The sequence below is a fragment of the Marinobacter sp. ANT_B65 genome, from assembly GCF_002407605.1.
GTDB lineage: Bacteria > Pseudomonadota > Gammaproteobacteria > Pseudomonadales > Oleiphilaceae > Marinobacter.
Genome location: NZ_NXGV01000001.1, coordinates 1,335,515 through 1,361,475, shown reverse-complemented (window position 1 = coordinate 1,361,475; position 25,961 = coordinate 1,335,515). Strand labels below are relative to the sequence as shown.

Sequence of the window (25,961 nt, the reverse complement as noted above, 5' to 3'; positions counted from 1 at the left end):
GTGCCGCTGAGCTTCCAAGCGAGGCATCCTGATAGAAATCAAGCGTGAGATTATGTCATTTACTGAACGCTTACAATTCCCATTTACATATAATTTACGGAGGCAAGCGCGAATGGTTATCACTTTTAAGTCGCAGTGGCGCGAAGATTTTTACTCGAAGGAGGGGGAAGAGAAAAAAGGGGGTGAGCTACAGGGGCACCTGAAAGGGTAGTGCCCCGAATTATCCAGATAAAATCAGACCTTATAAAACTCGCGGAACCAATCGACAAAGTTGGCTATACCCTCCTCCACCGGAGTTTCGGGCTTGTAACCAACGTCGCTGATGAGGTCATCGATGTTTGCGTAAGTGGCGGGCACGTCACCTGGTTGCATTGGCAACAGGTTTTTACGGGCTTTTTTCCCTGTCTGTTTTTCAATAATTTCAATAAAACGGGACAGCTCCACCGGGTTGTTACTTCCAATATTGTAAATGCGGTATGGGGCCTTGCTGGTCCCCGGATCTGGCGCCGCACCACTCCAGTCATTGTTTGGCTCAGCTACCTGATCCAATGTGCGTACCACGCCTTCTACAATATCGTCTATATAAGTGAAGTCACGCTTGTGGCTACCATGATTGAAAACATCAATTGGCTCACCAGCAAGAATCTTTTTGGTAAAGATAAACAACGCCATATCCGGGCGACCCCAGGGGCCATATACCGTAAAAAACCTAAGTCCGGTTGTAGGCAAAGCATATAAATGACTGTATGTATGGGCCATCAGTTCATTGGCTTTCTTCGAGGCTGCATACAGGCTCAGAGGGTGGTCCACATTGTCGTGAACGGAAAATGGCATGGCTTCATTGGCGCCGTATACAGAACTGCTGGAGGCATAAACCAGGTGCTTTACATCGTTATGACGGCACCCCTCCAGAATATTCATAAAGCCAACAAGGTTGGCGTCTACGTATGCGTCAGGGTTTTCCAGGGAATACCGTACACCTGCCTGCGCGGCAAGGTGTACGACACGTTCAGGGCGATACTTTGAGAAGATGTCTGCCATAACCGGCCGGTCGGCGATGTCCTGGCGTACTTCGGTAAAACCAGAGTGACTGGTCAGACGCGCCAGCCGGGCTTCCTTGAGACTGACATCGTAATAGTCGTTAACGTTGTCAACGCCGATGACCTCGTCTCCCCGCTCAAGCAATCGATGCGCCAGTTGCGCACCGATAAACCCGGCAGTGCCCGTTACCAGAATCTTCAAGTCTCTTACTCCCCTGTTACCTGCTTCAGAAAGTCACACCCGCACTGATGAACGGGCCGTCGATTTCCACATCAAAAACGTCGCTGCCGTCTTTATAATCAACTGCAATCTGACGGTATCCTGCACGCAACTGAAGCAACGAAATGCTGTACTGGCCATACACGTTGAAGTCACGCATGGAGTCGCCGTCGAAACTGATGAAATTGCCCTGAGCGCCAATAGCGGCACCAGTCAAAGGCAAGTCAAAACGGGCTTCGACATAACCCATAGGGATCACAGCATCGGCTTCCGTAAGGCTTGACTGGACCGCGTTATGCACCCGCAGTTCGCCTGAAAAATCACGCACTGTCAGGCCCAGGTCCAGATTTACCCAGTTATCAAGCACTTCGTAGTAAAGCGTTAAATCCAGCTGTTCCAGATCCAGGTCTGAGCGGACATTACCCGAACTTACTCCGTCGTATGATCCGCTTAGTGTACCGCTGCCACTTTGCTGGACCTGGGTGTAAGCCAAACGCACATTGGGCAACAGGGGCACCGGGTGTTCAATATAAATACTGGCGTTAGCGTTGCCATCGTCCTCCAGCCGTAACTCGTCATTCACATCAACAGAGCTACTACCAGATGTCACATCTCCGGACAAATCTGAGTCCCAGTAGTTTACGCTGGCGCCCAGACCAATGACATCGGCTTGCACCAGAGGGGCCGCCAGAATAAGAGAACTCCCTACCGCAAGGGTAAATCTACGCATAGTGCACCTGTGTCGTTTTAATCTGATTGAATCTGTCGTATACCATCAGTCGAAGTGGATACCAAGACGGCTTCCCACTTCTTCATACGTTTCGATAACGTTGCCCAGCCCCTGGCGGAAGCGATCCTTGTCCATCTTTTTGCGGGTTTCCTTGTCCCATATACGGCATCCATCCGGGCTGAACTCATCGCCAAGAACAATCTCCGCACCACTGCGGCCAAACTCCAGTTTGTAATCCACCAACAGCATGCCGGCATCATCAAACAGGGTTTTCAATACGTCATTTACTTTGTATGTGAGTTCCTTCATGCGGGCCAGCTCGGCTTCATTTGCCCAGTTAAAGCTGACAGCCAGAGACTCGTTTACCATGGGGTCATGCATGGCGTCATTTTTGAGGAACAGCTCATAGGTAGGAGGGTTAAGCTCCAGACCTTCTTCCACACCCAGGCGACGACAAAGACTACCTGCAGAAACATTTCGAACCACGCATTCCACCGGAATCATATCCAGCTTTTTCACCAGCGATTCGTTAGCTGACAGCAGGCCTTCATGGTGTGTAGGTACGCCAGCAGCTTCCAGCTTCTCCATGATGAACGCGTTAAAACGGTTATTCACCATGCCCTTACGGTTAAGCTGTTCCTTCTTCTCACCATCAAACGCCGAGGTATCGTCCCGGAAGACCAGGACAAAGCGTTCCGGATCGTCAGTGCTGAATACGGATTTGGCTTTGCCTGCGTAGAGTTCTTCGCGTTTTTCCATCATAAGTCTCCGAAACGGAGGCCCGCACCGCAGGCACCCCTTCTGAATCAGTATAGGTAATCGAATAGTTGTGTCAGCAGATCTTCAGGACCACGGTCACCGCTGTAATTATCAGCTGTTTCTACAGTTACGTGCACCTGACTACCCTGCTCGACAAGACTGACCGTATGAGTGTGACGAGGCTTCTCTTTGTCACTGAACCAGCTGAACCAGCCAGGATCACGTTCGTCAGCAGTGCGGAAATCGACAAAGAACCAGCCTTCACTACGGTTAAGATCAACCACGGCAATATCCGACTCCACAAGTGCACGGTTAACCTCAGCCCAGGAACGGCCGTAGTCCAGATCCATGTATATAGCTTTCGCGGTCTCATTTTCAGATACAAGCTTCACCAGAGGCTTGGCCTCCATCCCCGATGCTGCCCGGGAAAATGATTTACTTTCTTCACGTGCTTTCAGGAATTCCCCAAGGTTCGCAAGCAGACGTTTCTGCAACTCCAACGCTTCTGTTGAAGGATCAGCAGTACCACTCCAGGGAATTAACCCCTCGGGCCAGACACTACCCTGGTCAGAGCTGCCCTCTGGGGCACCATCATCGGAGGTGAGTTTGCGCACCTGAATTTCGGTAGTCTTTCGACGCACACCAGGTGCTATCCGGGCCTGCAACACAGCCCTGACTTCTGAACTGTTTAATTCAGCCGGCTCACTCGACAGATCCAGGAGCTCACGGGCACGCATGCTGAAGTTTGCGACTTCACTTTGCAGCAAACCCAGTTGCGGGTTGTCATAGGCGACACCCAGGCCCTGCTCATTCATATATGCGGTAACCGCCGGCCAGATACGGCCTGGTACGTCGTTTACCAAAAGCCAGGCCCTGCCATCCAGCTCTTCTACTACGTAATTTTCCTCGAGAATTTCCGAGGTCATATCCGGGGGCCGGGGGATATCTGACGAATACATCTTGCCCGCGTCTGCCGCATCTATTCTTCGAATGGGCATGATCTCGGTAAACCTGGAAGGTTCCGCCGTTTCCGGCAGAACCAGTGCATCACCTTCCTCTGCATTTACATAACGTTCAGAACGATCTTCCACCAGACTACAACCAGACGTCGCGACGGCCAGCAATAGCCCGGATGCAACTGCTATGGGTCGGAATGCGTCAAATTTACGAATTCCTGATAGAACCGGCATCGGCCTACTCTCTGTGTGGGACTGTTTCTGGATGGTTAGAGGCAAGCTCAGAGCACACCCGAAGCTTTCATCGCTTCTTCAAGCTCGGCATGAAACTTTTCGCTGAACGGAGTCAGCGGCAACCGGATACCTTCACCAATCATGCCCATGCGATAAAGAGCCCACTTCACCGGGATCGGATTCGCTTCCAGGAATAATTTACGGTTCAAAGGCATCAGCAGCTCGTTCAGACGCTCTGTTTCTTCCCGATTGCCGGCAATGGCAGCTGCGCACAGCTCGGACATGGCTTTAGGTGCAACGTTCGCGGTAACTGAAACGTTCCCCTGACCACCAGCAAGAATCAGCTCTGCCGCAGTGGCATCATCACCGGAGTAGACCGCCAGACGCCCATCAAGGGCTTCAATCAGCTCGATTCCCCGTGGGATATTCCCGGTAGCGTCCTTAATGGCCACAATATTCGGGATATCGGCAAGCCGGAGAACGGTCTCATTAAGCATATCGCAGGATGTACGGCCAGGTACGTTATAGAGCATCTGGCTAATGCCCGGAACAGCCTCTGCGATAGTCCTGAAGTGCTGGTAAAGGCCTTCCTGGGTCGGCTTGTTGTAATACGGCACAACCAGCAGGCAGGCATCCGCGCCGAGCTTGCAGGCTTCAGTTGTCAGTTCGATAGCTTCCCGTGTGCTATTACCTCCGGTACCCGCAATAACCGGAATCCGTCCGTTCACACGTTTGATGATGTGGCCAATTGCCCGGCAATGCTCTTTCTGATCAAGCGTTGCAGATTCACCGGTGGTACCTACAGCAACGATACCGTCAGTACCGTTCTCTAGGTGAAAGTCCACCAACTTATCCAGATCCTCCCAGTGAATATCACCGTTTGGATGCATGGGCGTGACCAGTGCGACAAGGCTCCCCGTAATCATAAATGCTCCGTCCGAATAAAACGGTTATGGTAATGTTGGGCACGTACTGACACAAGGGAATTAAAGGAGAAGTCATGTCATCTGTTGAACTAAACAAGCCGGTACCGGATTTTGAAGCCCCTGCCACGGGCGACCAGACCATTCGGCTTGCAGATTTGCGCGGCGAGAATGTCGTGATTTATTTCTACCCGAAAGACAATACTCCGGGCTGCACAACGGAAGGACAAGACTTCCGGGACCAGATGAAAGCCTTCGCGGAACTGGACACAGAGATTTTTGGAGTTTCACGCGACGGACTGAAGGCCCACGAGAATTTTCGGGCGAAGTTCGAATTCCCGTTTCATCTTATTTCAGATAAAGATGAAACCCTGTGCAAGTTGTTCGACGTTATCAAGCTCAAAAAGCTATACGGCAAAGAGTACATGGGCATTGATCGCAGCACGTTCCTGATTGATCAGGAAGGCGTGCTACGCAAAGAATGGCGCGGAGTGAAAGTGCCGGGGCACGTGGATGAAGTGCTCGCAGCCGTCAAAGAGCTCGGGCAAACGAGCTGACTATATCTGATCTGGCCCGGTTGAGGAGTATGACTCCTTCACCGGCCAGGCAGAAAAAACAGCTTTCAGCATGGTTGCCAGCGGAATGGCAAAGAAGACACCCCAGAGCCCCCATATACCGCCAAAAAACAGCACCGAAATGATGATAACGACCGGATGAAGGTTGTTCACTTCCGAAAACAATACCGGGACCAGTACATTACCGTCCAAAGCCTGAATAATTCCGTATATAACCATGACCCAGATGAAGTGGGTTCCCCAGCCGAAAGCAAACAGGGCGATTACTGCAACAGGAATAGTTACTACTGCAGCACCGATATACGGGATAACAACGCTCAGCCCCACCAAAAGTGATAACAGCGCCGCATATGGCACGCCCAGAAATTTGAATGCGACGTAGGTTGCGCTGCCAACGATCAGGATTTCAAGGGCTTTCCCCCGCACATAATTGGCACATTGGAGGTTCACTTCATGCCAGATTTTCAGCATCATCGGGCGCTGGGGAGGTAGTAGCCGGGAGATTGAACCAAGCAGAACAGCACGGTCCTTCAGGAAGAAAAACACCAGAATGGGCACCAGTACCATGTAGATCAGCAGTGCTACCAGATCAGGAATACTCGATAGCGAGAAAGATACCAGCCACTGGGTCATATGCCCCACTTCCGTGTTCACCTGCTGATACAGACTGGCCACCGCCTCGGCAGAGATAATGTGTGGATACTCTTCAGGTAGCAACTCAAGATAGGACTGCAACTCGCCGATGATTCGGGGAGCTTCGCCGGCCAGGGTACTGAGCTGAGTCCATACAAGCGGAAGAAGCCCAAAAATAAAGCCTACCAATACGCCCAGAAACACCAGAAAGACGCTCAGTATTGCAATGCCCTCGGGAACACCGAGCGTGTTCAGCCGGGTCACAAGCCCTTGCAGAATGAAGGCTACGATAAGGGATCCGATTACCGGTGCAAGCATGGCACCGAACCAGATAATAAAAACTGTGCCCGCCACCAGAATCAGGAAAAGAATTACAGCTTCTTCATCTGAAAAGTATTTGTGCGCAAGACCGCGTAAAATTCTGAACATCAAAGACTCCGGAGAATTAACCGCCGCACTCTATCACAAACGTGTAATGGCCATCATTTTCCGAGGAGTTCACCAAACGGTGGCGGGATAACTCCAGAAAGGCCGGGATATCACGGGCAGAGCCCGCATCGGTAGCGATTACCTCAAGCTGCTCACCGGGAGACATACCATTGAGCTCCAGCTTTGTTTTCAGCAAGGGCATAGGGCAACGAAGCCCGGAAGCATCCAGTGTACGATCAGTCATCCAGAATGTTCACCATAGCAAGACATGTAATTCGCAAGGCGGCATTATGCCTTCAGTGATACTGTATTGCATCACAATACCGGTTAATGGCCAGGCTCTGGCTGTTTCAAGGAATTTCAACGGCAATCTGTTGTCACAGGGGTGGCTTGAACCAGGAGTACACCGCATTACATGAATAACCTTCTTACAGAGTTTAGCTGTTACCGAAAGCTCACTATCGCTGTGACGTTTGCTTTTGCGCTGGTGTCAGGTTCTGCGTCCGTAGCTCAGGAAACCCAGTTGCCAGATATTGGCGGAACCGGTGGAGGGCTGATTTCCGGGCAACAGGAAAGTGACATCGGGCAACAGGTTATGGTGTCGATCCGAAGGTCAGCTCCGCGCATAACCGATCCTCTGGTCTACGATTACCTCAGCGCGATTATATATCGCCTGGTTCCCTCGGCTCCACTGGAGAACCGGGAGCTGACTCTCGCACTCATCGACAGCTCCGCAATCAACGCTTTCGCGGTTCCCGGAGGTATTGTCGGCGTAAACGGAGGCCTCTTTCTCAACGCTGCCACAGAGCAGCAGTTTGCATCGGTGCTCGCCCACGAGCTCGCCCACCTTAGCCAGCGTCACTTTGCCCGCCGGCTGGAGCAACAGGAAACCAGTACACCACTCACTATTGCCGGAATGATTGCCGGCATTGTGCTTTCCGCAGTTACGCAATCCGATATAGGTATCGCAGCCATCGCCGGCACTCAGGCTCTGGCCATACAGAACATGCTGGCCTATAGCCGCCTGCAAGAGCAGGAAGCCGACCGGGTCGGACTGGACATCCTGGCGACAGCAGGGCTGGATCCCCGCGGCATGCCTGAAATGTTTGAGATCATGATGCGGCAAAACCGGCTGCAGGGAGACACCATGCCGGAGTATCTGTCAACGCACCCCCTGACCCGGAACCGTGTGGCGGATGCCCGTAACCGTGCAGAACAATACCCGGAAAAAACGATAAAGGACGGGCAGGAATATCATCTGGTACGCAGCCGTCTGCAAGTACACTATGCCACCACTCCTGAACTTGCCGTTGAAACCTTCGAAAGCTATCTGGAAAAGCCGGATACCGAAAGTAATGAAGCTATTCAGTATGGGCTCGCTGTAGCTTATCTGGCTGACGAACAGCTCGAAAAAGCCACTAATCTGATTAACACCCTGCTGGCCAGCAACCCTGGCAGAATAACCTTGCAGGTCACACTGGCTGAAATACAGATCCAACAGAAAAAAACCGATGAAGCCCGAACTCTTCTGAAAGGCGCTCTTAGCCGAAACCCGGGAAACTACCCTATTACGTCAACACTCGCCGACGTAGAAATTGCAGCTGGCAACGGGCTTCAGGCTGCCGAATATCTGAAACAACTGACACGCAGAATGCCCCAGCAGGAATATCTGTGGCTGAGACTGGCGGAAGCCGAAGGTATGGCAAGAAACATTGTTGGTGTGCACCGGGCTCGCGCGGAGTATGACGCCCTCATGGGGAATCTGGAATCTGCCCAGAGGCAACTCAGGCAGGCCCAGGAAAAACTGCCTGCGGGCTCCGCCCAGCGCCAGATTGTGAGTGAGCGGCTGGCAGAAATTACCAGCCGCCTACAGGTGCGGCGTAACAGTTAGGCGTTACCGGCAGCTTTCAGGTTCATCTCTGCAGTGAAATCCAGCATGCGCCGCAGAGGCTTGAGAGCGCTCTCCCGGGTCACTGGATCCACGTGCACTTCCTGATCGCCTGTCTCGATTACCCGAAGCAGGTTTTCCAACCCGTTCATCGCCATCCAGGGACACTGCGCACAGCTTCGACAGGTTGCGCCATTGCCGGCAGTGGGTGCCTCAATAAGCGTCTTGTTAGGCGCGAGCTGCTGCATTTTGTAGAAAATGCCGTTGTCCGTAGCAACAATGAACTCCTGATTCGGCATGCTCTGTACCGCGTGGATAAGCTGCGACGTTGAGCCAACCACATCCGCCAGTTCCACAACCGCATCCGGAGATTCCGGATGCACCAGAACGGCGGCATCGGGATACAGGGCCTTGAGGTCTTCCAGTCCGCGGTGCTTGAACTCCTCATGTACGATGCAGGAACCATCCCACAGCAGCATGTCGGCCCCTGTGGTTTTCTGTACGTAGTGGCCAAGATGCTTGTCTGGCGCCCAGAGAATCTTCTCTCCCCGTGCGTCCAGGTCTTCAACTATTGCCTGAGCACAACTGGAGGTTACTACCCAGTCGGACCGGGCCTTGACCGCAGCTGATGTATTGGCATAAACCACCACTGTACGATCGCTGTGCTCATTACAAAAGGCTTCAAATTCATCTGCCGGGCACCCGACATCCAGCGAGCAGGTTGCCTCCAGCGTGGGCATTAACACGCGCTTTTCAGGGTTCAGAATCTTGGCAGTTTCACCCATAAAACGAACACCCGCTACAACCACCGTAGAGGCCGGGTGCTGGTTTCCGAAGCGGGCCATTTCAAGAGAATCGGCCACACAACCTCCGGTCTCTTCAGCCAGGCGCTGAATGTCAGGGTCTGTGTAATAGTGCGCCACAAGCACGGCGTCTTTTTCCTTGAGGACAGCCTTGATACGGGCTTCGAGCCGCGCCTGCTCATCAGCGCTGAGCGGCTTTGGCTCTGCTGCGTGGGCGAGGTGTTCCTGAACAAGGATCCGGTCTTCAGCTTTAGTCATGAACAGCTTCTCTCAGTTTTATTCTGCGCACCAGTATATCATTTCAGGCAGCAGTCGCACTGTACCGACTATAACTTGTCCCGCAAGATCTCTTTGCGAGGCTGAGGGATGACAACCTTATCCACCAGAAGCCCTTTTTTCTTGATGTAGTCAGTGCCCGCTTCAACTGCCGCTGTCACAGCTGCTACGTCGCCTGTCAGAGTCAGGAAACCCTTGCCTCCGATCGCCATGGCCAGGTGGATATCGATCAACTCAACGTTGGCCGCCTTCACCGCAGCATCCGCTGCTTCAATAATGGTGGCAACCGAGAAAGTTTCAATAATGCCCAGCGCGGCAGTTTCTTCAATTACCCGGGTACCGCTGATTGCGGAGAAGACGGAGGGATGAACATTGGGGATGATCAGTTCGTCCACAATGGTTTCACTGCCCATATCGAGGCCTGCAGACATGGCAGACTCAACAGCGGCAACATCACCCGCTACCATGACCATGAATTTGCCCGGGCAGATGGTCCGGTTGAACACGATTTCGACGTTGGCTGCCTTCAGCATAGCGTCGCCTACCGCATAACCCTTCGCGATTGAATTCATTTCAATCATTCCGATCGCACTTTTGTTGCTCATAATCAAATCCTGTTTGAGCCCGCGTCAGTTACCAGCATTGATTTCAATGAAGCCGTTTGTCAGTGTCACTTTACCGCTGATACTGGCGTGGACCGGAACCCCCATCCCCTCGCCCGGCGGCTTTGCAATTACTGCGCCCTCAACCACTGTATCCCCTGTTTTCACAACTGGCTCAGGAGGCTGTCCCATGCGCTGATGCAATGCAATAACAACCCGGGAAGGGGTCGTATCAACCTCTTTCCAGTACGCCGTTCTGTTGTCGTATTTCGCCAGCCCCAGCTTGCGGACCAGCCGTGATGATGGCACGCCGCGATATTCACGCATGCTGTGTACCTCGCGGGTCTGGCCTTGCAACTGTTCTGGTGTCAGCCAGAGATCATTGGCTTTCAGATCACGCTTGGTCGAAGCGCAGATGTCACGGGGATTAAGCTGCTCCGGGCAAGCCCACAAGGTGCAGACATTACATTCGCAGCAGGCCTGGGCATGAACGGATAAAGTTTCGCTGACCTCTCCGGTCGTAAGCAATGAGCGCATAACCAGATGTGGCTGTACCGGATAACCGAGCAGGTATCTGGGGCACATTTCAGTGCACAAGGTGCACTGGTCGCAGCCGGATTTACCAATACGCCTGTACTCTTTTTCCGTTTGCGTGCGCCGCTTTACCAGATTGCTCTCCCGGGGCAGCACCAGCAACCCGCTGCTCACGGCAGAAATCGACGCATCCAGGTCTTCAACGACCTGCCCCATCATGGCGCCACCATCAATCACTACAGGATCATCGCAGGTTATGGCGCCTGCAAGACTGATGGCATCCGCAAAGCGCATACCTATGGGCAATAAAGCCGTGTAAGGATGCTCGACCTCTCCGTGAACCGTAATCATGGTACGGGTTACAGGAGTGCCCTGCTCAGCCCGGGCGATATTCACCAGCGTCTCGACATTCTGAACCAGTACACCAACATCCTTTGGCAACCCTCCGGCAGGAATACGGTTACCCGTTACCTCATAGACCAGCTCGTATTCATCACCCGCCGGATAGACGTTGGGCATGGCTTTTATTTCAATATTCGCCGGCAGCAGTGGTTCAATATGAGATATGGAGTCCTGATGCATCTCCTTGATGGCGATTACGCCGCGGCTTGCGCCAGTCAGCTCCATCAGAAGTGCCATGCCTTGAAGCAGTTCCGCTGAGAACCGTTGAATAATCGTCTGATCCTTGAACAACAGGGGTTCGCATTCCGCGCCGTTGGCAATCAGAACATCCGCCTGGGCCTCGATTTTCACATAGGATGGAAAACCTGCCCCTCCGGCACCCACGACACCCGCATTTCTGACTTTTTCCACAAGGGAGTTCATGTCAAGTGCGCCACTCATATGTCAATATGGTTGCTGGCAACCGCCAGAACTGCCTCCTCAAAGGCTTCGCACGCCGCTTTACACGCGGCCTGAGTGCCCGTGAGATACCCACCACCGTAGTTGGTTTCAGAAGGCGGAGCAAAGAAGTTCGAAACCGTGACACTGGCAGCTTTCAGTGCCGCATCCATACCGAACATTGCCTCAAGCGGCGGCGCGATCAGATACGCCATAGAGTCACCTCGCTTTATCCCGCCCTCTTTCGACAGATAGCCACCGGTGGCAGATACAAGATGGGCGAAGTACGCAATGGTGCCGTCTTCATTAGCGGAGTAAAAGCAGGCTTCATTCTCGATAACTTCCCGCGCTCGCTGCAGCCCGGCAATAACATCTGCGGGCCCTGGCCCGGCGATGATGCCGATGACCTCTCCGGATAGCAGGCCAGATGAATGCGCCGCACCCGCATAAAACGACCGGGCGTACACTACATCAACCTGTGCGGCTTTTGTTGCTTCATCGAGAGCTACATAGGTCACATCATCACTATCGGCGGTAAGCATGCCGATACAGCGTTGTTCCTTTTTGAGATTAAACTGTTTCATCATTCCGTCATCGACTGACGCAATAACACGGGTCGCCAGTACCGACGCTCTAATTTCGTCCCGGATTGCCATGATGGTGCTCCTTTCAATATCGTGCTGGGGTCTCTTTTTGAGTACCCCGGACCATGAGTCTGAGCCCTTGGATTCAGCGTTTGAGGTTAAGCCCGCTCGCCTTTTGCTCAAGCATTTTGCGCGTCAGATCAACGATAACAGCCGCCGCTTCAACGGGCGGCGTACCGCCTTTATGAATATTGGAAATAACCATGCGATCTGATTCCACCGTCTTTTGGGTGGGTTTGTAAACGCAATAACAGCTCAGGCTCTCAGACTGCCCCAGCCCGGGCCTTTCGCCAATGAGCAGAAGATTGGCTTCAGCCTGTAGAAGCTCGCCTATTTCGTCCTGAGCCTTCACCCGGCCGTAACGTAAAAAGAAAGGCGTACCAACTGTAAAACCAGCACTCTCCAGCCCCTTCATGAGAGGCGGGATTATTTCCTCAAGATTATTGGTAATCGCATCGGTACTCAGGCCATCAGATATAACCACCTGAACCTGGGGCGATTTTTTACAGCGCTCACCAATAATTTTCTTTGCTTCATCTGAAAGCTTGCGACCCAGATCCGGGCGCCTGAGGTACTCACTTTTATCAGTGGCGCAAGACTGCACTTCCCAGAGCTTGTGGGCTTCCAGCCATTCCGGAGCCACTTCTTTAACAACTGTGTCCTTGGAACGGGAATGGTCTGCAAGAAAACGCAGCAGTGAAATGGTGCGGGGCCTGGGTCCTGCGCGCCCCTGGCAGACTCGGGCGGCAGTTTGTTTGATCATATCGTCGTTTACTGAAGCGTTATGAGCATTTTCAATGCCATTCCAGTGAATAAACTTATCCAGACTGAGATCTTCAAGACCCTCCCCGGTATCAACCGGTTCTGACTGCTTTTGCTCACTGACCTGGGCACCGGAAGAGCTTTGCCTGCCAGCCGCCGCCGATGGTTTGTAGGCCGGCGGATTATTTTGCTGTGAACTTTTGCCTTCAGGCTGAATACGGGTTACCTGCCCGGCAGGGAGGTCTTTCTCTCCCAGTTCACGCAACACTGAATTGACGATACTCTGGATTGTTTGCTCGTCCATGGTTGTCACCTCAATCAAAGAAGATGGATGGGTCGCCCGCCCGGGCGGTGAGCTTGCCGTCTTCCATCAGACCCATAGTCTCCAGCCAGGCCTCGAACTCGGGAGCGGGACGGTATCCCAGGAGCCTGCGGGCAGTGGCGACATCATGGTAGCCGGTAGTCTGGTAATTCAGCATGATGTCGTCCCCCATCGGTAGGGACATGACGTAGTTACAGCCCGCAGCAGCCAGCAATGTGGTCAGGTTTTCGTTGGAGTTCTGATCAGTATCTGCGTGATTCGTATAGCAGGCATCACACCCCATAGAGATGCCGGTCAGCTTACCCATGAAATGATCTTCCAGGCCGGCGCGTGTGATTTGTTGATGGTTGAACAGATATTCCGGCCCGATAAATCCGACCACAGTGTTCAACAAATGCGGGGTATAACGTTTCGCCAAACCATAGTTTCGGGCTTCAATGGTTACCTGATCCGCACCATGGTGTGCATTGGCAGATAGCGCCGACCCCTGGCCAGTTTCAAAGTACATCATGTTTGGACCCGCAAGCTTGCAGTAATGCTTGCCCATCTCATAGGCTTCATCCAGCATTTCTACGGTGACACCAAACTCATTGAGGCCCTGTTCTGTGCCAGACAGGCTCTGGAACAACAAGCCTCCGGGCGCGCCTTTTTCAAGCGCCGCCATCTGGTTTGTTATGTGAGCAAGTACACTACCCTGGGTTGGAATGTTCCACTTGTCCGTAGCTTCCTTGACCGCATTAAGAATACGAATGGTGTTCTCCACCGATTCGGTGACGGGGTTGATACCAATAACGGCGTCACCGCAACCGTAAGACAATCCTTCGTATACCTGAACCATGATGCTGTCGACATCATCTCTTGGATCATTCGGCTGCAAACGGGAAGAAAAGTGGCCTGGAATGCCAACGGTGCAATTTGCTTTGGAAATCACATAGAGCTTCTTGGCCCCTACCATGAGATCCCCGTTCGAACATATTTTGCACACGGCTGCGACCATTTCAGACGTCAGACCCTTGCGCAACCGTTCATAATCTTCATAGGTCGGCACATCAGACAGTATGTATTCTCTCAACTCGCTGACAGTCCAGTTCCTGATGCTCTCGTAGGCCGCCTTGTTTACAGAATCCTGGATCACCCGGGTTATTGAGTCCTCTTCATAGGGAACAACCGGGTTTTCCCGTAAGGTTTCAAGGCGCATTTCGCTCAATACCTGCTTGGCAGCAACGCGCTGTTGAGCGGTTTCGGCGGCAACACCGGCAAGCACATCGCCGGAACGAAGCTCATTCGCCTTAGCGAGCACATCCTTTACATCACGGAATTGATAAACCTTTCCGAACAGTGTTGTTTTCAAGTTCATGAAAAACCTCCCCCTCTAGGCAGGAAATGCCAGAGATTTGATGGTTAATGGCACAACTTCCCCGCCAAAAAAACTTTCACCGATATCGATGTAGTCACCGGTAACGGCTCTTACTTCATCAATCACGAGCAGTTTCTGGGGGTCGATCAAGGGTTGCAGCTCCATGCCCAACACCTTGCCCAGATCATTTTCAGTAACGATGACCGCAGTTGCCTGGCGATTGCCATGCTGGTGATAATATTCTGCAATCTCCTTCGCTGTGTGTGACACTGCCCGATAGCTCATAGGCATATCCCTGCCCAGCGCGATAGCGTAGCTATCTTCCTGCAGGCGCAGGTCCATGCGCTCTGCAGCCTCGACAATCTGTTGGCAAACCGGTGGCTGATCCCCCTCCTGCCAGTCAATCTGAGGCTCCACCACAGGTATATTGCGGATAGGTAGTGAATCTGCGTTCAGCCATATTGAGCTCCCGGAGAGCGACATGGAGTAAGCGCCAGCACCGATGACTGTGGCCTGCTGGGTCTGAGCCGGTTCTCTGACTTTCATTGCCGCAAGCGTGGGATGCTTTAATAAGGCACCACCAAGCAATACGCCGATATCGTTCCACTTGAACGGGTCGATACCTTCCGTTTTCAGACGGTAGTAACTGGTGCCGACGCCTCCACTTATGAAGACGGCGTCGAATTCCCCGGTTTCTTTCAGATACGGCGTCATCATCAGCTTTTGGCTCAGTTCGGAGTGGTTACCGACAATCACGTCAACAACCAGTTGAGCCATGCAGTCGACAGTCTTTTTAAGCTGATCTGCATTTAATCGACTTTCAGGCAACGCCTCTCCAAACAGGGACTCGATAACCAGCCTTGCGGGCTCCCGGACTCTGGTTACGGATCCCGACAGGTCAGTTTTAATCAGATTTCCACCGATATTAAGACAGGCGGTATCCTCTACCCGGCCACTATCAAAGACCACGTAATTACTGGTACCACCACCAATATCAATATTCAGCACCCTGGCGTGGTTTTGTTTGGAGTAGTCTCCGGCGCCACTGCCTCTGCCTGCGATCACGGACTCCAGGTTCGGGCCTGCAGTTGCCACCACAAAATCTCCCAAACGTTCAGCAAGCCCCATAACCGTGTCTTTGGCGTTTTTCACTTTTGAGGTTTCACCAGTGATGATAATGGCACCGGTTTCGATATCACTGAGCGCAATCCCCGCCGCCGCAAACTGTTCATCAATAAACTGCTGCAGCATGGGCACATTAACCGTTCCGTCTTCCTGCAAAGGCGTGGCACTGACGGGGCTCTGGAAAAAGATCTCCCGCTCCACAAACTCATACCGGGGCACCTGGGTAACAGGCGCCCGGTTGACCATGGTGAGCCGTGAAAAGATCACCTGGGTTGTGGTTGTTCCTATGTCGATTCCGACACTGTGTACGGTTTTTCTGTTCACAGTTTTCCTTCCACTTCCTCGGCGGACGAAACATTCGGGCCCGGCTTACCGTTTTTTTCGATAGACGCGATCATCCGGTTGGCCACAAGCATGGCGAACAGAACTGCCGTGATGCCTCCAACAAGCTTGCCGATGATGACGGCCATGATCATGTCCGGCTTATTGGCCGCGGTAAAACCAAGGTGATCACCGAAGGTAAATGCCGCACTCACCGCGAAAGCGGAACATAGAATCTTGCCGCGGCTGTCCATATCCTTCATTACCTGGAACATCGGGATATTGTTGGCCAGAGTAGCTATCAGGCCAGTGGCCGCTGTCGGGTTTACGTTCAGTACATTACCCATTTTCAGCAATGGCTTTTCAAACCAGCGAGTCAAGAGCAGGACCATGGGGTAAGCACCCAACAGGATGACAGCAATAGAGCCGATAACCTCGATTGCCCGCATATCGATACCCGGCTCGTCGCCTGGCACCATAAAAATCGGATCCATTCCGGGAATCAGGGTGATACCCAGGGTGTGTTTCAGCACCGCAGCAGCGAGACCGATAGTGATAAAGGCAACCAGAAATTTCGCAAAAATTGCGAACCCACGGATCATCCGGTCTGGCATAAACCAAAGGCCCGCTGCGATGAGAGCAGACACAATAATCACCGGGATCAGGTTCATGAAAATCAGAGACATGTTGAACTGTATTGCCTCATCAGTCCCGGGGATAAGAACCGTTGAGGCCATCGCGGCCAGTCCACCGGCAATACAGCCAACAGGAATGGTTACAATACCGGCAAGTACACCAGAGGCCAGATAGGGGCGATCGCTTTCATGGATAATGCCAACGGCAACCGGAATGGTGAATACGATGGTAGGCCCCATCATGGCGCCAAGAATCAGGCCTGCATACATCCAGGCACCGTAGTTAATTGTGCCGTCCACAGCCGTGGCCATTTCTTTCGCCAGGAAGTATCCGCCCATGTCGTTGGCAAGCAACGTGGTGGCGAACATGGCGGGATCAGCACCCAGGAAGGTATATATAGGTACAACGACCGGTGACAGTATTTTGGCCAGTACGGGCGCCATTGCGATAATGCCGACCATAGCCAGCGCAAGCGCCCCCATGGCCTGAAAACCTTCTTCAAACTGGCTGCCTGCGCCGGAAATCGAACGCCCCATGCCTCCAAGGCCAAGTTTCCCCAGAACCGGTTCAGACCCGCCGAATTGCATGAATACCCGATCCAGCGCACCGATAACCATAAAGGTCATCATGATATAAAGGATTATCTGATTTAACATTTCCATATTCGGCTCTCCGCTTGCTAGCAAATATTCGAATCACAGGTTCTTTTTGGTACCGCAGGCCTCTTCAAGCAGTTTCACAATATCCACTTCGGTAACGTCTCTCGGGTTGGTCGCGATACAAACGTCCGTCAGAGCTTCAGTCGCAATCGCGTTAAAGTCGTCACGGCGAATATCCGTTCCCGCGAGATCTTCGGGTAACCCTATATCGGAGAGCAGTTGTCTGACTGCGTCGATTGACGCCATACACTGCTCCCGCTCTGTCATTCCGGCATGGGTAACGCCCAGCATATGGGCGATGGCGGCATACTCACGCTGGCAAACCAGAGCATTGAACTTCATTACGTAAGGAAGAAGAATTCCGTTGGCGATGCCATGGGCCAGGTTGTAGCGGGGGCCAATCTGATGGGATATGGCATGAACCAGACCGAGCCCGGAATTACTGAATGCAAGCCCTGCTTTATAGGACGAGGTTGACATGGTAAGCCGGGCTGCCTGATCTCTCCCGTTGCCCACCACAACAGGCAACGCCTCAGCAATGCTCTGTATCGCACATATAGCCAACGCCTTTGCGAGCGGATGGGAGTTACGCGCAGCATAGGCTTCAATGGCATGGGTGAGTGCATCAATACCGGTTGCAGCAGTCACCATTGGCGGCAGATTGAGCATAAGACCCGGGTCAACGATCGCCAGGTCAGGCATAAGATCGCCATTCTTGATAACAAACTTGTGCAGCCGGTCAGCGCGCATGATTACACTGATATCAGTGACTTCCGACCCTGTACCGGCTGTTGTTGGCACCGCACCCAAACCGACACTCCGGCGACCACTGAATCCCGGCTCTGCCAGTTGGTGCAGGCTGCTCTGGCTGCTTCCCGTCAGGGCAATGGCCTTGGCTGCATCCAGCGCGGATCCACCACCAAAACCGAGTACAAAGTCTGCCTTGTTTCGGGTCAGCAGATCAGTAGCAGAAGCGACGACCGTTTCATCAGGTTCCTGAGTGATCGCGGGATAAATTGTGAACTCAATGCCAGCGCGTTCGAGGCTGCGCTCCATGCTTTTCATCAGGCCTTTTTCATGCACCACACGGTCTGCAACTACCAGCACATGAGTTACACCCAGCTTGCCGAGCATCTCACCAATTCTGAGAATTGCACCCTCGCCCATCAATGTCTGGCGAGGTGCATTAAAGTTGAACAGACCGTGGGGCGTCAGCTCATCTACCGTGCGGGTGACAATGTCTTCGATCAACGCTTTGTCCAGTGACTGTTCTAGCGAATGCATATCATCCGGCCCTCACTTCTCTTGCCTCGAGTACGTCCGAATAGCTGGCAATCGCCAGTGGCGTCAGATAGAGCGGGTGCGAAGGAAGCAGAACCTCAACATCCGGAAACTCCGCAGCAAATACCTCAAGAAATCCCGGCAACGCACAGGAGCCTCCGGTCAGATAGATGGCTGGCACCTTCTTACCCGCGATATGGCCATGAACAATATCTGCCATTTTCGCAATTACCGGTGTCACCAGCCGGCACAGAGCAAGATCCTTGCTCGTGCGCTTCATCTCTTCGGCCTCCTCATAGGGAATACCGAAGTGGCCAGCCAGAGCCAGCGTTATGTGACGGCCACCGGTGGCATCATCCCTGGAACAGACAACCTGGCCCTGTTCTATAATGGCGGTTCCCGTGGTTCCACCACCGATATCAACCACCGCCGCATGATCAAGCTGCAACAGCTTCGCCACACTGCTTGGCTCATCAATAACGCCAGCCACTTCAAGACCGGCAGCTTCAATAACGTTGGTTGAAATACGTGAGTCGGTACCTGGAGGAAAAGACGTGCTGACATGTTCAATATGAATACCCAGCTTGTCACTTGCACGCCGGACCTGTTCCCGGACAATCTGGCTGGCGCCAAAGAAATCGACGACCACACCATCCCGGACGACATTGGCCCAATCCATATAACCGGCCAACGGGTTACCCTCGGCATCCAGCACAATTGTCTGAATATCGGCTGTGCCCAGATCGACGCCTACTCTGAACTCACCCTGAAATGGGCTGCTGGTGTCATCGTTGATCAGGCCGGCAGTTTTCTTCAGCAACCGGTTAACCTCGGCCATTGTCCTGCTCATTACTATCTCCTTATCAGACGATCCGGAACGAATCCACCATGGTGCAACGCCGCTTGCGCACAAAAGTGCTCGCATTGGTAACGCCTTCACCTGTGGGGGTTGATATCGTCATGGATGTCCATCCTTCGCCTCCCGCGCCCAGCCCGGCAATGCATGGCCCATTTTTCACAAACAGACTGCAGTTAATTTCCAGAGCCATACGGGAGAGATTGTCGATATTCCGGGAATGCATGGCGGCGGTATGGAGATTTCCGGCTTCCAGTTCCACTGCCCAGTCAATAGCTTCGTCCGCATCCCTGGCGCGTATCAGCGCAATAACCGGGAGCATCATTTCAGTTGTGGCAAAAGCATGATCCCGCGCGGTTTCTGTGACTAGCAAACGAGTGCCTGCCGGGACACTGAAGCCCGCTGCTGCGGCGATTTTTTCTGCATCTCGCCCCACCCATTCCGGTTTCGGACGCGGATTGGGGCCTGGGTAACCTGCCAGCACCAGCCTTGCTATAGCGTCTGCCTGATCCGCATTAATCTCTGCGGCACCATGCCTGCACATGGCCTCTTTCAACTCTGTCGCTATGGAATCGACGGCGACAATTTCTTTTTCATCAACACAGATAATGTTGTTGTCAAACGACGCGCCCTGCACGATGCTGATCGCCGCCCGCTCAATATCAGCCGTTTCATCCACCACGACCGGCGGATTACCTGGCCCTGCGGCTATCAGGCGCTTGTCGGTGACCTTGCGTGCAGCGTTCACCACCGCATCACCACCAGTAATAGTGAGCAGACGAATACCCGGAAAACTGAACAGACGGGTGGCTACCTCGATCGTGGGATTTTCCACACAGGTAACCAGATTCGCTGGCCCTCCAGCACTTACCGATGCACGATTGACTAACTGAATAGCGCGCTGGGACACCGCTTTCGCTGCAGGGTGCGGGGAGAACACAACGGAGTTACCGGCTGCGATCATGCTGATCGCGTTGTTCAGAATGGTTACAGACGGATTGGTTGAGGGAGTAACAGATGCTATTACACCCCAGGGCGCATTCTCGACAAGAGACAGCCCATGATCACCGGTAAGCGCTACCGGCATAATGGCTTCTACCCCTGGTGTTTTATCGAGTACCAGATTGTGTTTGCGTATTTTATCTTCTACCCGGCCGTACCCTGTTTCCTGAACAGCGAGCTGGGACAGCTCCTGCACATGCTCGCGCCCCATACGACGGATAGCTGCAATAATTGCTTCTCTCTGGGCCACCGACTTTAACTGCTTATGGGCACCCTGAGCGGCCGCCACCGCATCATCAAGTGTCCTGAATACCCCGTAACTTTCACCATCGCACTGCGGCGAGTGTAACTGCTCGATAACGCGGCGAACGATGGATTCTATCTGCTGTGCATCCATCTGCATTTTCCCTCTCCCCGAGGCTGCCACACGATCTCTGGCAGCCTTATAAAAGTGGCCTAGTAACGTCGCTGAGATTTCCGGAACCAGGTTTCCGAGCCACCGGTAACTTCATCGATAATACCCACGATACTGAGATCGACAGGTGTGTGGCCGACGCTGTCTATAGACATGCGGGCAGAGCTGCCACCGACCACCAGTACCCATTCACCTTCCCCAGCGCCCAGCCGGTCAGCTGCAACCATGACCGGGCTTTCCTCTTTTCCGTCCTGATCGATAAACTTGATCAACGCCAGCTTATCCATCCCCAACCGCTCGCTGCGGACAGTAGCGACAACTTGACCAATTACCTTTGCAAGTCTCATGGGATATCTTCCAGATCAATTGGCCTTAGCCCTATGCTTTCTTGCCCGGATTCTGCTTTCCCGGCTCTACCGTCTTTCTCGGCACAATCGGAAAAATAGCTTCGAGGTCCGTGTGTGGACGTGGAATAACATGGACGGCAATCAGCTCACCAAGCCGCTGCGCTGCTGCTGCTCCAGCGTCTGTCGCAGCTTTACAGGCAGCAACATCACCTCTGACCAGAGCAGTGACGTAGCCATGGCCGATTTGCTCATAGCCCACCAGTTCAACTCTGGCAGCTTTTACCATGGCGTCAGAGGCTTCTATCAAAGCCGTCAGACCTTTTGTTTCAATAATGCCTAATGCTTCCATCATGCTGGTACCCTCGTGCCTTTCGGCTTGTTCTGAAGCCTGCTTCCAGACTGCGTTCATCTGAATAAACCTTTTTCATTATTGCCTGATTGTCTCAGGCGTCGGATAAAGGCTGTCCGGTAGGAGTAATAGGGAATATGGATTCCAGATCTCCGTGCGGACGCGGAATCACGTGTACAGCCACCAGTTCACCCAGCCTCTGCGCTGCGGCGGCACCGGCATCCGTGGCTGCCTTACAGGCGGCTACATCGCCCCGAACCATCGCAGTTACAAGACCACTACCAATCTGTTTGTAGCCAACAAGCTGAACTCTGGCTGCCTTGACCATGGCATCAGAGGCCTCAATCAGGGCGGTCAGGCCCTTTGTCTCAATAATTCCAAGTGCTTCGTTCATGGTTAGTTCTCCTCAGGGTGTCACTACTCATTGTTAACCAGGCATGACGCCACAATAGCGACGTCGACGATATCGTCGGCCGTGCAGCCTCGTGACAAGTCATGCATAGGTTTCGCCAAACCTTCCAGCATCGGCCCCAGCGCCATGTAATTACCCATGCGCTGGGCGACCTTATAAGCGATATTTCCAGCTTCAAGTGATGGGAATATCAGAACATTCGCATTGCCTTTCAAGGGGCTGTCAGGTGCCTTTTTCATGGCAACTGAGGGCACCACAGCTGCATCAAACTGCAATTCACCATCAATAATCAGCGACGGAGCCCGGGAGCGCGTCAGCTCAAACGCTTCCACGACCCGCCTGGCTGCCGGATGCTGAGAACTGCCTTTGGTAGAAAATGACAGCAAAGCGACCCGCGCCTGCTCTCCTGTAAGCCTTTCGAAACTGCGGGCTGAGTCGATGGCAATATCAGAAAGCTGTTCCACTGTGGGCTGTGGAATAACCCCTGCATCAGCAAACAATCGTATGTCGCTACCATCGGCGGAGGACATGAGAAAAAATGAGGACACCGTTTTATGCCCCCCAGCCGCACCAATAACCCTTATGGCCGCACGGATAACATTGCCGCTGGTTGAATTATTGCCGGCAATACAGATATCAGCATGCTCGCGCTTTACCATCATGGCTCCGAAAAACAACGGGTCACGCATGAGGTCCCGGGCTTCATCCTTGCCTACTCCCTCATTCTTATCCTGGTAAGCACTGATAAACGAATCCATCCATGGTGAGTGCAATGGATCCACAATTGAAAAACACTGCATAGCTATTCCCGCTTTCTGGGCGTAATCCCGAAGCTCAAACGGGTTACCAAGCAAAACGGGTTGAGCCAGACCGCGCTGCTGCAATTCATTTGCTGCGTGCAAAACCCTTTCATCAAGCGCATCAGGGAAAACGATGCGCCGGGGGGCTTCGCGACAAGAATTCCGGCACTGCTCCATCACCCTGATCACGAGATCACTCCGAGTTCGGGAAGTGATCCGGTTGTTTCAACCACAAGAACCATGAGCATCAACACATAAAGCGCACTGCTCAGGCGATTGAGCCCCTGCACGATATCTGGCCGTGTAAGACTGAAGCTGTCCGTCTGAAAGGCCTTGCAGGCCTCAACTTCCGCTTCCCGCGCCATTGCCCTGAGAACGTTCAGCAAGGATACGTTTGGGCCGTGGGACAATTCCGGAACTATGTGGTCGTGACCAAGGTATTTCAGAGGGTGATGAGAGATCCGGTGAATGGTTTCATCATCCAGATCACCCATGCTGATCTCTGGCTGAATCTCGCCGGTGACTTCGCTACGCAGAAGGTTGCCCATAAATGAGCGCAGGTCTGCCAGGGAGTGGCACAGCAGCGGGTATTTTTCAAAGCTGACAGCAAACTGAGTCTGTACCCATACGGTCTGTGAAATCAGTGTATCCAGCTTGCCTCGCAGTGCGATTCTGGGGTGCGTCTTGGGAACCAGCTGCTCACTGTCCAGCAAGGTCAGCAACTCGGTTTTCTTTTCAACGTGGCTGTTGCATACGGCACAACGATTGCCAGGCCGTGCATTCGCACTGGTGAGTGGGTGCACCGGAGTTTTCTGGCTTGCACCTGCATCCCCATCATCAGGAAGAAAAACCCGGCCGTCATCGGCTATATATTTGATACGGATCTTGCGCTCGGCCAGAAGCTGACTTGCAGACGGGGTAAGTCTGGCGCCTTCAGGCAGGTGAATCTCGCTGCCATGGGCCAGACCATGCTCGGCTCGCAAACTGGCTTCTGTAATCCAGGATGGCATCGATACAACCCCTTTTATTGCGCTGACCAGTCCGCCGGGTAAGTCACATACACAAACCGCACTTTCCCGGGAGATCCAAACTCAATTGCCGCGCCCTTGGGTATAAAAAACACATCACCCGGCTTGCCAACATGAGTCTTATTGCCACAGGTAATGTGCAACTCACCTTCCAGAACCACATCAATCTCATCGTAGGTCAGGGTCCACGGGAAACTGCAGTTCTCCCACTGCATATAGCCAGCAGCAATGGAGCTGTTATCGGCGGAACCAATAACATCGGTCAGGCCTATGGGCTTGCCGCCTGCACCCTCGAACTTACCGGGTTTAACAGAACTGCCACGCACAAGAACAACGCCATTTGGGGCTTTCTCACGCTCACATGACGGGCCTGCCTCATCCTGATGCTGCAACTCCTTCAGGGCCTTTTCGATCAGTTGATCAAGCAAGGCGGAATTCTGGTGCCCGGCTGGCAACTTATCCCTTACCGCCTTTTTGATATCCTGAAGATTGTCAGGGAGGCTGCCCTCTTGAGATCTACTGCTTTTCCGAGGCTCGATGCTGGCCGTGACATCAATAATTTTCACACCGAGCTTTTTGGCAACATCGCGCGCTTCAGGCGTAATGATTGTGCTCTGGGGAGAGACCTCTACGGAGGTTTCCCCGCTCTTGTGAAGTTCCTTTATTTTTTCAGCCGTAAACAGAGATTTCATAATCCGGCCCCTATCAGGTTTGTATCAATATTCATTTCCGCCGATGACCGCCTGTTCGCCAGGTTCTTCGCAGGCACCCATACCGGCATCCGATGTTTGTAAACTGATCAGAAAAGACCTCAAATCGGCAACGCCCTCGCCGGTTGCGGTTGAAGTCAGAAAATATGGTGGAGAAATATTATGATCTGCCATTACCCGACAGGCTGATTCAGTATCGGCGTCGGGCAAATCCGTTTTACTGACCACTCCGATAACCCGTTTGTCGGGATAGACATGCAAAAGGCCCGGAGGCAAAGAAAAGGCTCTGCTGTTGGCAGGCTGCAGATACACAACCGTGCTGATTTCCGCGATGGTAGCCAGCAAAGCGCCATAGTATGCAGGGCGGCTGGTGAACTCGCCTGGCGTGTCCACAACATGACTGGGATGGAACACAACAGCCTGGGTTTTCAGCAGTTCGTCAGTGGATTCAAGCAGTGCAAGTGTGAGCGCTGTCTTGCCGCTCCCGACATCACCCACCAGCACAAAATCTGCCAGATCAGGATGTAGTTGGTGCTCCTTCACGTCCGGGTTGCCTGACATACTCTGTATCCCAGTGACGACTCCAATGTAGACAGAATCGCGCTTAATGCTTCTTCTACCGACCCAATACTCCCGGTAAGGACAAGTGCCCCCGAAAAACGATCCAGAAATCCGATTTTGACTGATGCAAACTTGGTTGCTACGTCTCCGGCGATAATGGCTGTTTCACCAGGCGTCAGGGTAAGAATGCCAACAGCCTCCGCATGCTCAACTCCAACCTTGTGACAAAGATCTTCAGTAGGGTTTGCGAGCAAATGCGCCAGAGTTACCTGCTTGCCTGGAACATATTCCTGAATGATGCGTTCGATATCGGCTGATTCGCCAGAACTGCTCAAAGTCACTATAGAACACCCCGCTTCTCAGGTGCCTCTGACAATTGGCGCACCCAAGCTGTAACCTGAACATGCGGTTACAAGATGTAACCCGAACATATAACTATCCTAGACCACGCCAGTCCAATTACCAGCCTTCACGAAACCAATGCGTTGAAGAATTGATGCTGGTCAAATTATGGTTGCTGATTGCAACTAGGGAAAAGATGTAAATCAGACAGGAGGAACAGGGATTGCAGAAATAAACCGGCAAAAAAAAAGGACTGCATTTCTGCAGTCCTTATAAGCTTCAATTTTAAAGCTTCAAAATATGGTGGGTCGTGATGGATTCGAACCATCGACCAATTGGTTAAAAGCCAACTGCTCTACCAACTGAGCTAACGACCCAAAACTGGTGATCAGTGCCTGGACCCTGATCGATCCCGCGGCTGCTCAGAACAAGCCCCGGAATATCGAATATGGTGGGTCGTGATGGATTCGAACCATCGACCAATTGGTTAAAAGCCAACTGCTCTACCAACTGAGCTAACGACCCAAGCGAGGCGCATATAGTAATGATTTTTCCCCGCCGATCAACCCCTTCAGCCCATGTTCTTCAAT

Annotated in this window: 28 protein-coding genes and 2 tRNA genes; 2 read left to right on the top strand and 28 right to left on the bottom strand. The window is 52.8% G+C overall.

Annotated elements, in window-relative coordinates:
* Positions 1–234: 234 nt before the first annotated feature.
* Genes CPA50_RS06430 through dapA form a run of 5 tightly spaced genes read right to left on the bottom strand, consistent with a single transcriptional unit; the run spans position 235 to position 4,865 of the window.
* A complete protein-coding gene (locus CPA50_RS06430) occupies positions 235–1,242 on the bottom strand; it encodes an NAD-dependent epimerase (protein ID WP_096781592.1) in 1,008 nt (335 codons plus the stop codon).
* A 25-nt stretch (positions 1,243–1,267) separates the two neighbouring features.
* Entirely contained in the window at positions 1,268–1,990 is a 723-nt protein-coding gene (locus CPA50_RS06425) for a TIGR04219 family outer membrane beta-barrel protein (RefSeq protein WP_096781591.1), read from the bottom strand.
* A 45-nt stretch (positions 1,991–2,035) separates the two neighbouring features.
* The gene (purC, locus tag CPA50_RS06420) at positions 2,036–2,749 is read right to left on the bottom strand and encodes a phosphoribosylaminoimidazolesuccinocarboxamide synthase (RefSeq protein WP_096781590.1); all 714 of its coding nucleotides are present in this window, start codon (positions 2,747–2,749) and stop codon (positions 2,036–2,038) included.
* 47 nt (positions 2,750–2,796) lie between these two features.
* A complete protein-coding gene (bamC, locus tag CPA50_RS06415; RefSeq protein ID WP_096781589.1) occupies positions 2,797–3,939 on the bottom strand; it encodes an outer membrane protein assembly factor BamC in 1,143 nt (380 codons plus the stop codon).
* A 47-nt stretch (positions 3,940–3,986) separates the two neighbouring features.
* Positions 3,987–4,865, bottom strand: coding sequence for a 4-hydroxy-tetrahydrodipicolinate synthase (gene dapA, locus CPA50_RS06410; RefSeq protein WP_096781588.1), 879 nt, complete (start codon positions 4,863–4,865; stop codon positions 3,987–3,989).
* A gap of 74 nt (positions 4,866–4,939) precedes the next feature.
* Between dapA and CPA50_RS06405 the strand changes: the two genes are divergently transcribed.
* Positions 4,940–5,419 (top strand): peroxiredoxin, encoded by a 480-nt coding sequence (locus tag CPA50_RS06405; RefSeq protein WP_096781587.1) that lies wholly within the window; start codon positions 4,940–4,942, stop codon positions 5,417–5,419.
* Here CPA50_RS06405 and CPA50_RS06400 read toward each other — a convergent pair whose 3' ends face one another.
* Positions 5,420–6,499 (bottom strand): AI-2E family transporter, encoded by a 1,080-nt coding sequence (locus CPA50_RS06400; protein WP_096781586.1) that lies wholly within the window; start codon positions 6,497–6,499, stop codon positions 5,420–5,422. It lies immediately after the preceding gene.
* Between the two features lie 16 nt (positions 6,500–6,515).
* Positions 6,516–6,743, bottom strand: coding sequence for a sulfurtransferase TusA family protein (locus CPA50_RS06395; protein WP_096781585.1), 228 nt, complete (start codon positions 6,741–6,743; stop codon positions 6,516–6,518).
* Positions 6,744–6,914: 171 nt separating this feature from the next.
* On the opposite strand from CPA50_RS06395, the gene CPA50_RS06390 reads away from it, so the two are divergent.
* Entirely contained in the window at positions 6,915–8,390 is a 1,476-nt protein-coding gene (locus CPA50_RS06390) for a M48 family metalloprotease (RefSeq protein WP_096781584.1), read from the top strand.
* Here the strand turns inward: CPA50_RS06390 and nadA are convergent.
* The 21 genes from nadA to CPA50_RS06285 all read right to left on the bottom strand — a co-directional run bounded on the left by nadA (position 8,387) and on the right by CPA50_RS06285 (position 25,896).
* Entirely contained in the window at positions 8,387–9,448 is a 1,062-nt protein-coding gene (gene nadA / locus CPA50_RS06385) for a quinolinate synthase NadA (RefSeq protein WP_096781583.1), read from the bottom strand. The genes CPA50_RS06390 and nadA overlap by 4 nt on opposite strands.
* Before the next feature lie 68 nt (positions 9,449–9,516).
* Positions 9,517–10,071, bottom strand: a complete 555-nt coding sequence (locus CPA50_RS06380; RefSeq protein WP_096781582.1) for a BMC domain-containing protein — start codon at positions 10,069–10,071, stop codon at positions 9,517–9,519.
* A 24-nt stretch (positions 10,072–10,095) separates the two neighbouring features.
* Positions 10,096–11,445 carry a 4Fe-4S dicluster domain-containing protein gene (locus CPA50_RS06375; protein WP_096781581.1) on the bottom strand — a complete coding sequence of 450 codons (1,350 nt, stop codon included), beginning with the start codon at positions 11,443–11,445 and terminating at the stop codon, positions 10,096–10,098.
* Positions 11,442–12,098 carry an ethanolamine utilization microcompartment protein EutL gene (gene eutL, locus CPA50_RS06370; RefSeq protein ID WP_096781580.1) on the bottom strand — a complete coding sequence of 219 codons (657 nt, stop codon included), beginning with the start codon at positions 12,096–12,098 and terminating at the stop codon, positions 11,442–11,444. The genes CPA50_RS06375 and eutL overlap by 4 nt, the downstream gene beginning before the upstream one ends.
* Before the next feature lie 73 nt (positions 12,099–12,171).
* Positions 12,172–13,152 (bottom strand): ethanolamine ammonia-lyase subunit EutC, encoded by a 981-nt coding sequence (gene eutC, locus CPA50_RS06365; RefSeq protein ID WP_096781579.1) that lies wholly within the window; start codon positions 13,150–13,152, stop codon positions 12,172–12,174.
* 10 nt (positions 13,153–13,162) lie between these two features.
* The gene (locus tag CPA50_RS06360; protein ID WP_096781578.1) at positions 13,163–14,527 is read right to left on the bottom strand and encodes an ethanolamine ammonia-lyase subunit EutB; all 1,365 of its coding nucleotides are present in this window, start codon (positions 14,525–14,527) and stop codon (positions 13,163–13,165) included.
* 15 nt (positions 14,528–14,542) lie between these two features.
* Positions 14,543–15,976 (bottom strand): ethanolamine ammonia-lyase reactivating factor EutA, encoded by a 1,434-nt coding sequence (locus CPA50_RS06355; RefSeq protein ID WP_096781577.1) that lies wholly within the window; start codon positions 15,974–15,976, stop codon positions 14,543–14,545.
* Complete coding sequence (gene eutH, locus CPA50_RS06350) at positions 15,973–17,271, bottom strand: ethanolamine utilization protein EutH (RefSeq protein WP_096781576.1); 1,299 nt, start codon at positions 17,269–17,271, stop codon at positions 15,973–15,975. The genes CPA50_RS06355 and eutH overlap by 4 nt, the downstream gene beginning before the upstream one ends.
* A gap of 33 nt (positions 17,272–17,304) precedes the next feature.
* Positions 17,305–18,552 carry an iron-containing alcohol dehydrogenase gene (locus tag CPA50_RS06345; RefSeq protein ID WP_096781575.1) on the bottom strand — a complete coding sequence of 416 codons (1,248 nt, stop codon included), beginning with the start codon at positions 18,550–18,552 and terminating at the stop codon, positions 17,305–17,307.
* Between the two features lies 1 nt (position 18,553).
* Positions 18,554–19,399, bottom strand: coding sequence for an ethanolamine utilization protein EutJ (gene eutJ / locus CPA50_RS06340; RefSeq protein ID WP_096781574.1), 846 nt, complete (start codon positions 19,397–19,399; stop codon positions 18,554–18,556).
* 13 nt (positions 19,400–19,412) lie between these two features.
* Positions 19,413–20,810: an aldehyde dehydrogenase family protein gene (locus CPA50_RS06335; protein ID WP_096781573.1), complete on the bottom strand. Its 1,398-nt coding sequence runs from the start codon at positions 20,808–20,810 to the stop codon at positions 19,413–19,415.
* 53 nt (positions 20,811–20,863) lie between these two features.
* A complete protein-coding gene (locus CPA50_RS06330) occupies positions 20,864–21,169 on the bottom strand; it encodes a EutN/CcmL family microcompartment protein (protein ID WP_096781572.1) in 306 nt (101 codons plus the stop codon).
* A gap of 31 nt (positions 21,170–21,200) precedes the next feature.
* Positions 21,201–21,521 carry an ethanolamine utilization microcompartment protein EutM gene (gene eutM, locus CPA50_RS06325; RefSeq protein ID WP_143750734.1) on the bottom strand — a complete coding sequence of 107 codons (321 nt, stop codon included), beginning with the start codon at positions 21,519–21,521 and terminating at the stop codon, positions 21,201–21,203.
* Between the two features lie 91 nt (positions 21,522–21,612).
* Positions 21,613–21,912, bottom strand: coding sequence for an ethanolamine utilization microcompartment protein EutM (eutM, locus tag CPA50_RS06320; protein ID WP_096781571.1), 300 nt, complete (start codon positions 21,910–21,912; stop codon positions 21,613–21,615).
* Positions 21,913–21,935: 23 nt separating this feature from the next.
* Positions 21,936–22,919, bottom strand: a complete 984-nt coding sequence (pta, locus tag CPA50_RS06315; RefSeq protein WP_202971738.1) for a phosphate acetyltransferase — start codon at positions 22,917–22,919, stop codon at positions 21,936–21,938.
* Positions 22,916–23,740: an ethanolamine utilization cob(I)yrinic acid a,c-diamide adenosyltransferase EutT gene (gene eutT, locus CPA50_RS06310; RefSeq protein WP_096781570.1), complete on the bottom strand. Its 825-nt coding sequence runs from the start codon at positions 23,738–23,740 to the stop codon at positions 22,916–22,918. Before eutT ends, pta begins: the two co-directional genes overlap by 4 nt.
* A 14-nt stretch (positions 23,741–23,754) precedes the next feature.
* Positions 23,755–24,450: an ethanolamine utilization acetate kinase EutQ gene (eutQ, locus tag CPA50_RS06305; protein WP_096781569.1), complete on the bottom strand. Its 696-nt coding sequence runs from the start codon at positions 24,448–24,450 to the stop codon at positions 23,755–23,757.
* A 24-nt stretch (positions 24,451–24,474) separates the two neighbouring features.
* On the bottom strand, positions 24,475–25,029 hold the full coding sequence (locus CPA50_RS06300; protein WP_227519512.1) for a EutP/PduV family microcompartment system protein: 555 nt from the start codon (positions 25,027–25,029) through the stop codon (positions 24,475–24,477).
* On the bottom strand, positions 25,008–25,370 hold the full coding sequence (gene eutS / locus CPA50_RS06295) for an ethanolamine utilization microcompartment protein EutS (protein WP_096781568.1): 363 nt from the start codon (positions 25,368–25,370) through the stop codon (positions 25,008–25,010). Before eutS ends, CPA50_RS06300 begins: the two co-directional genes overlap by 22 nt.
* 302 nt (positions 25,371–25,672) lie before the next feature.
* Positions 25,673–25,748 (bottom strand) — tRNA-Lys (locus CPA50_RS06290).
* Positions 25,749–25,820: 72 nt separating this feature from the next.
* Positions 25,821–25,896, bottom strand: a tRNA-Lys gene (locus CPA50_RS06285).
* Positions 25,897–25,961: the final 65 nt, after the last annotated feature.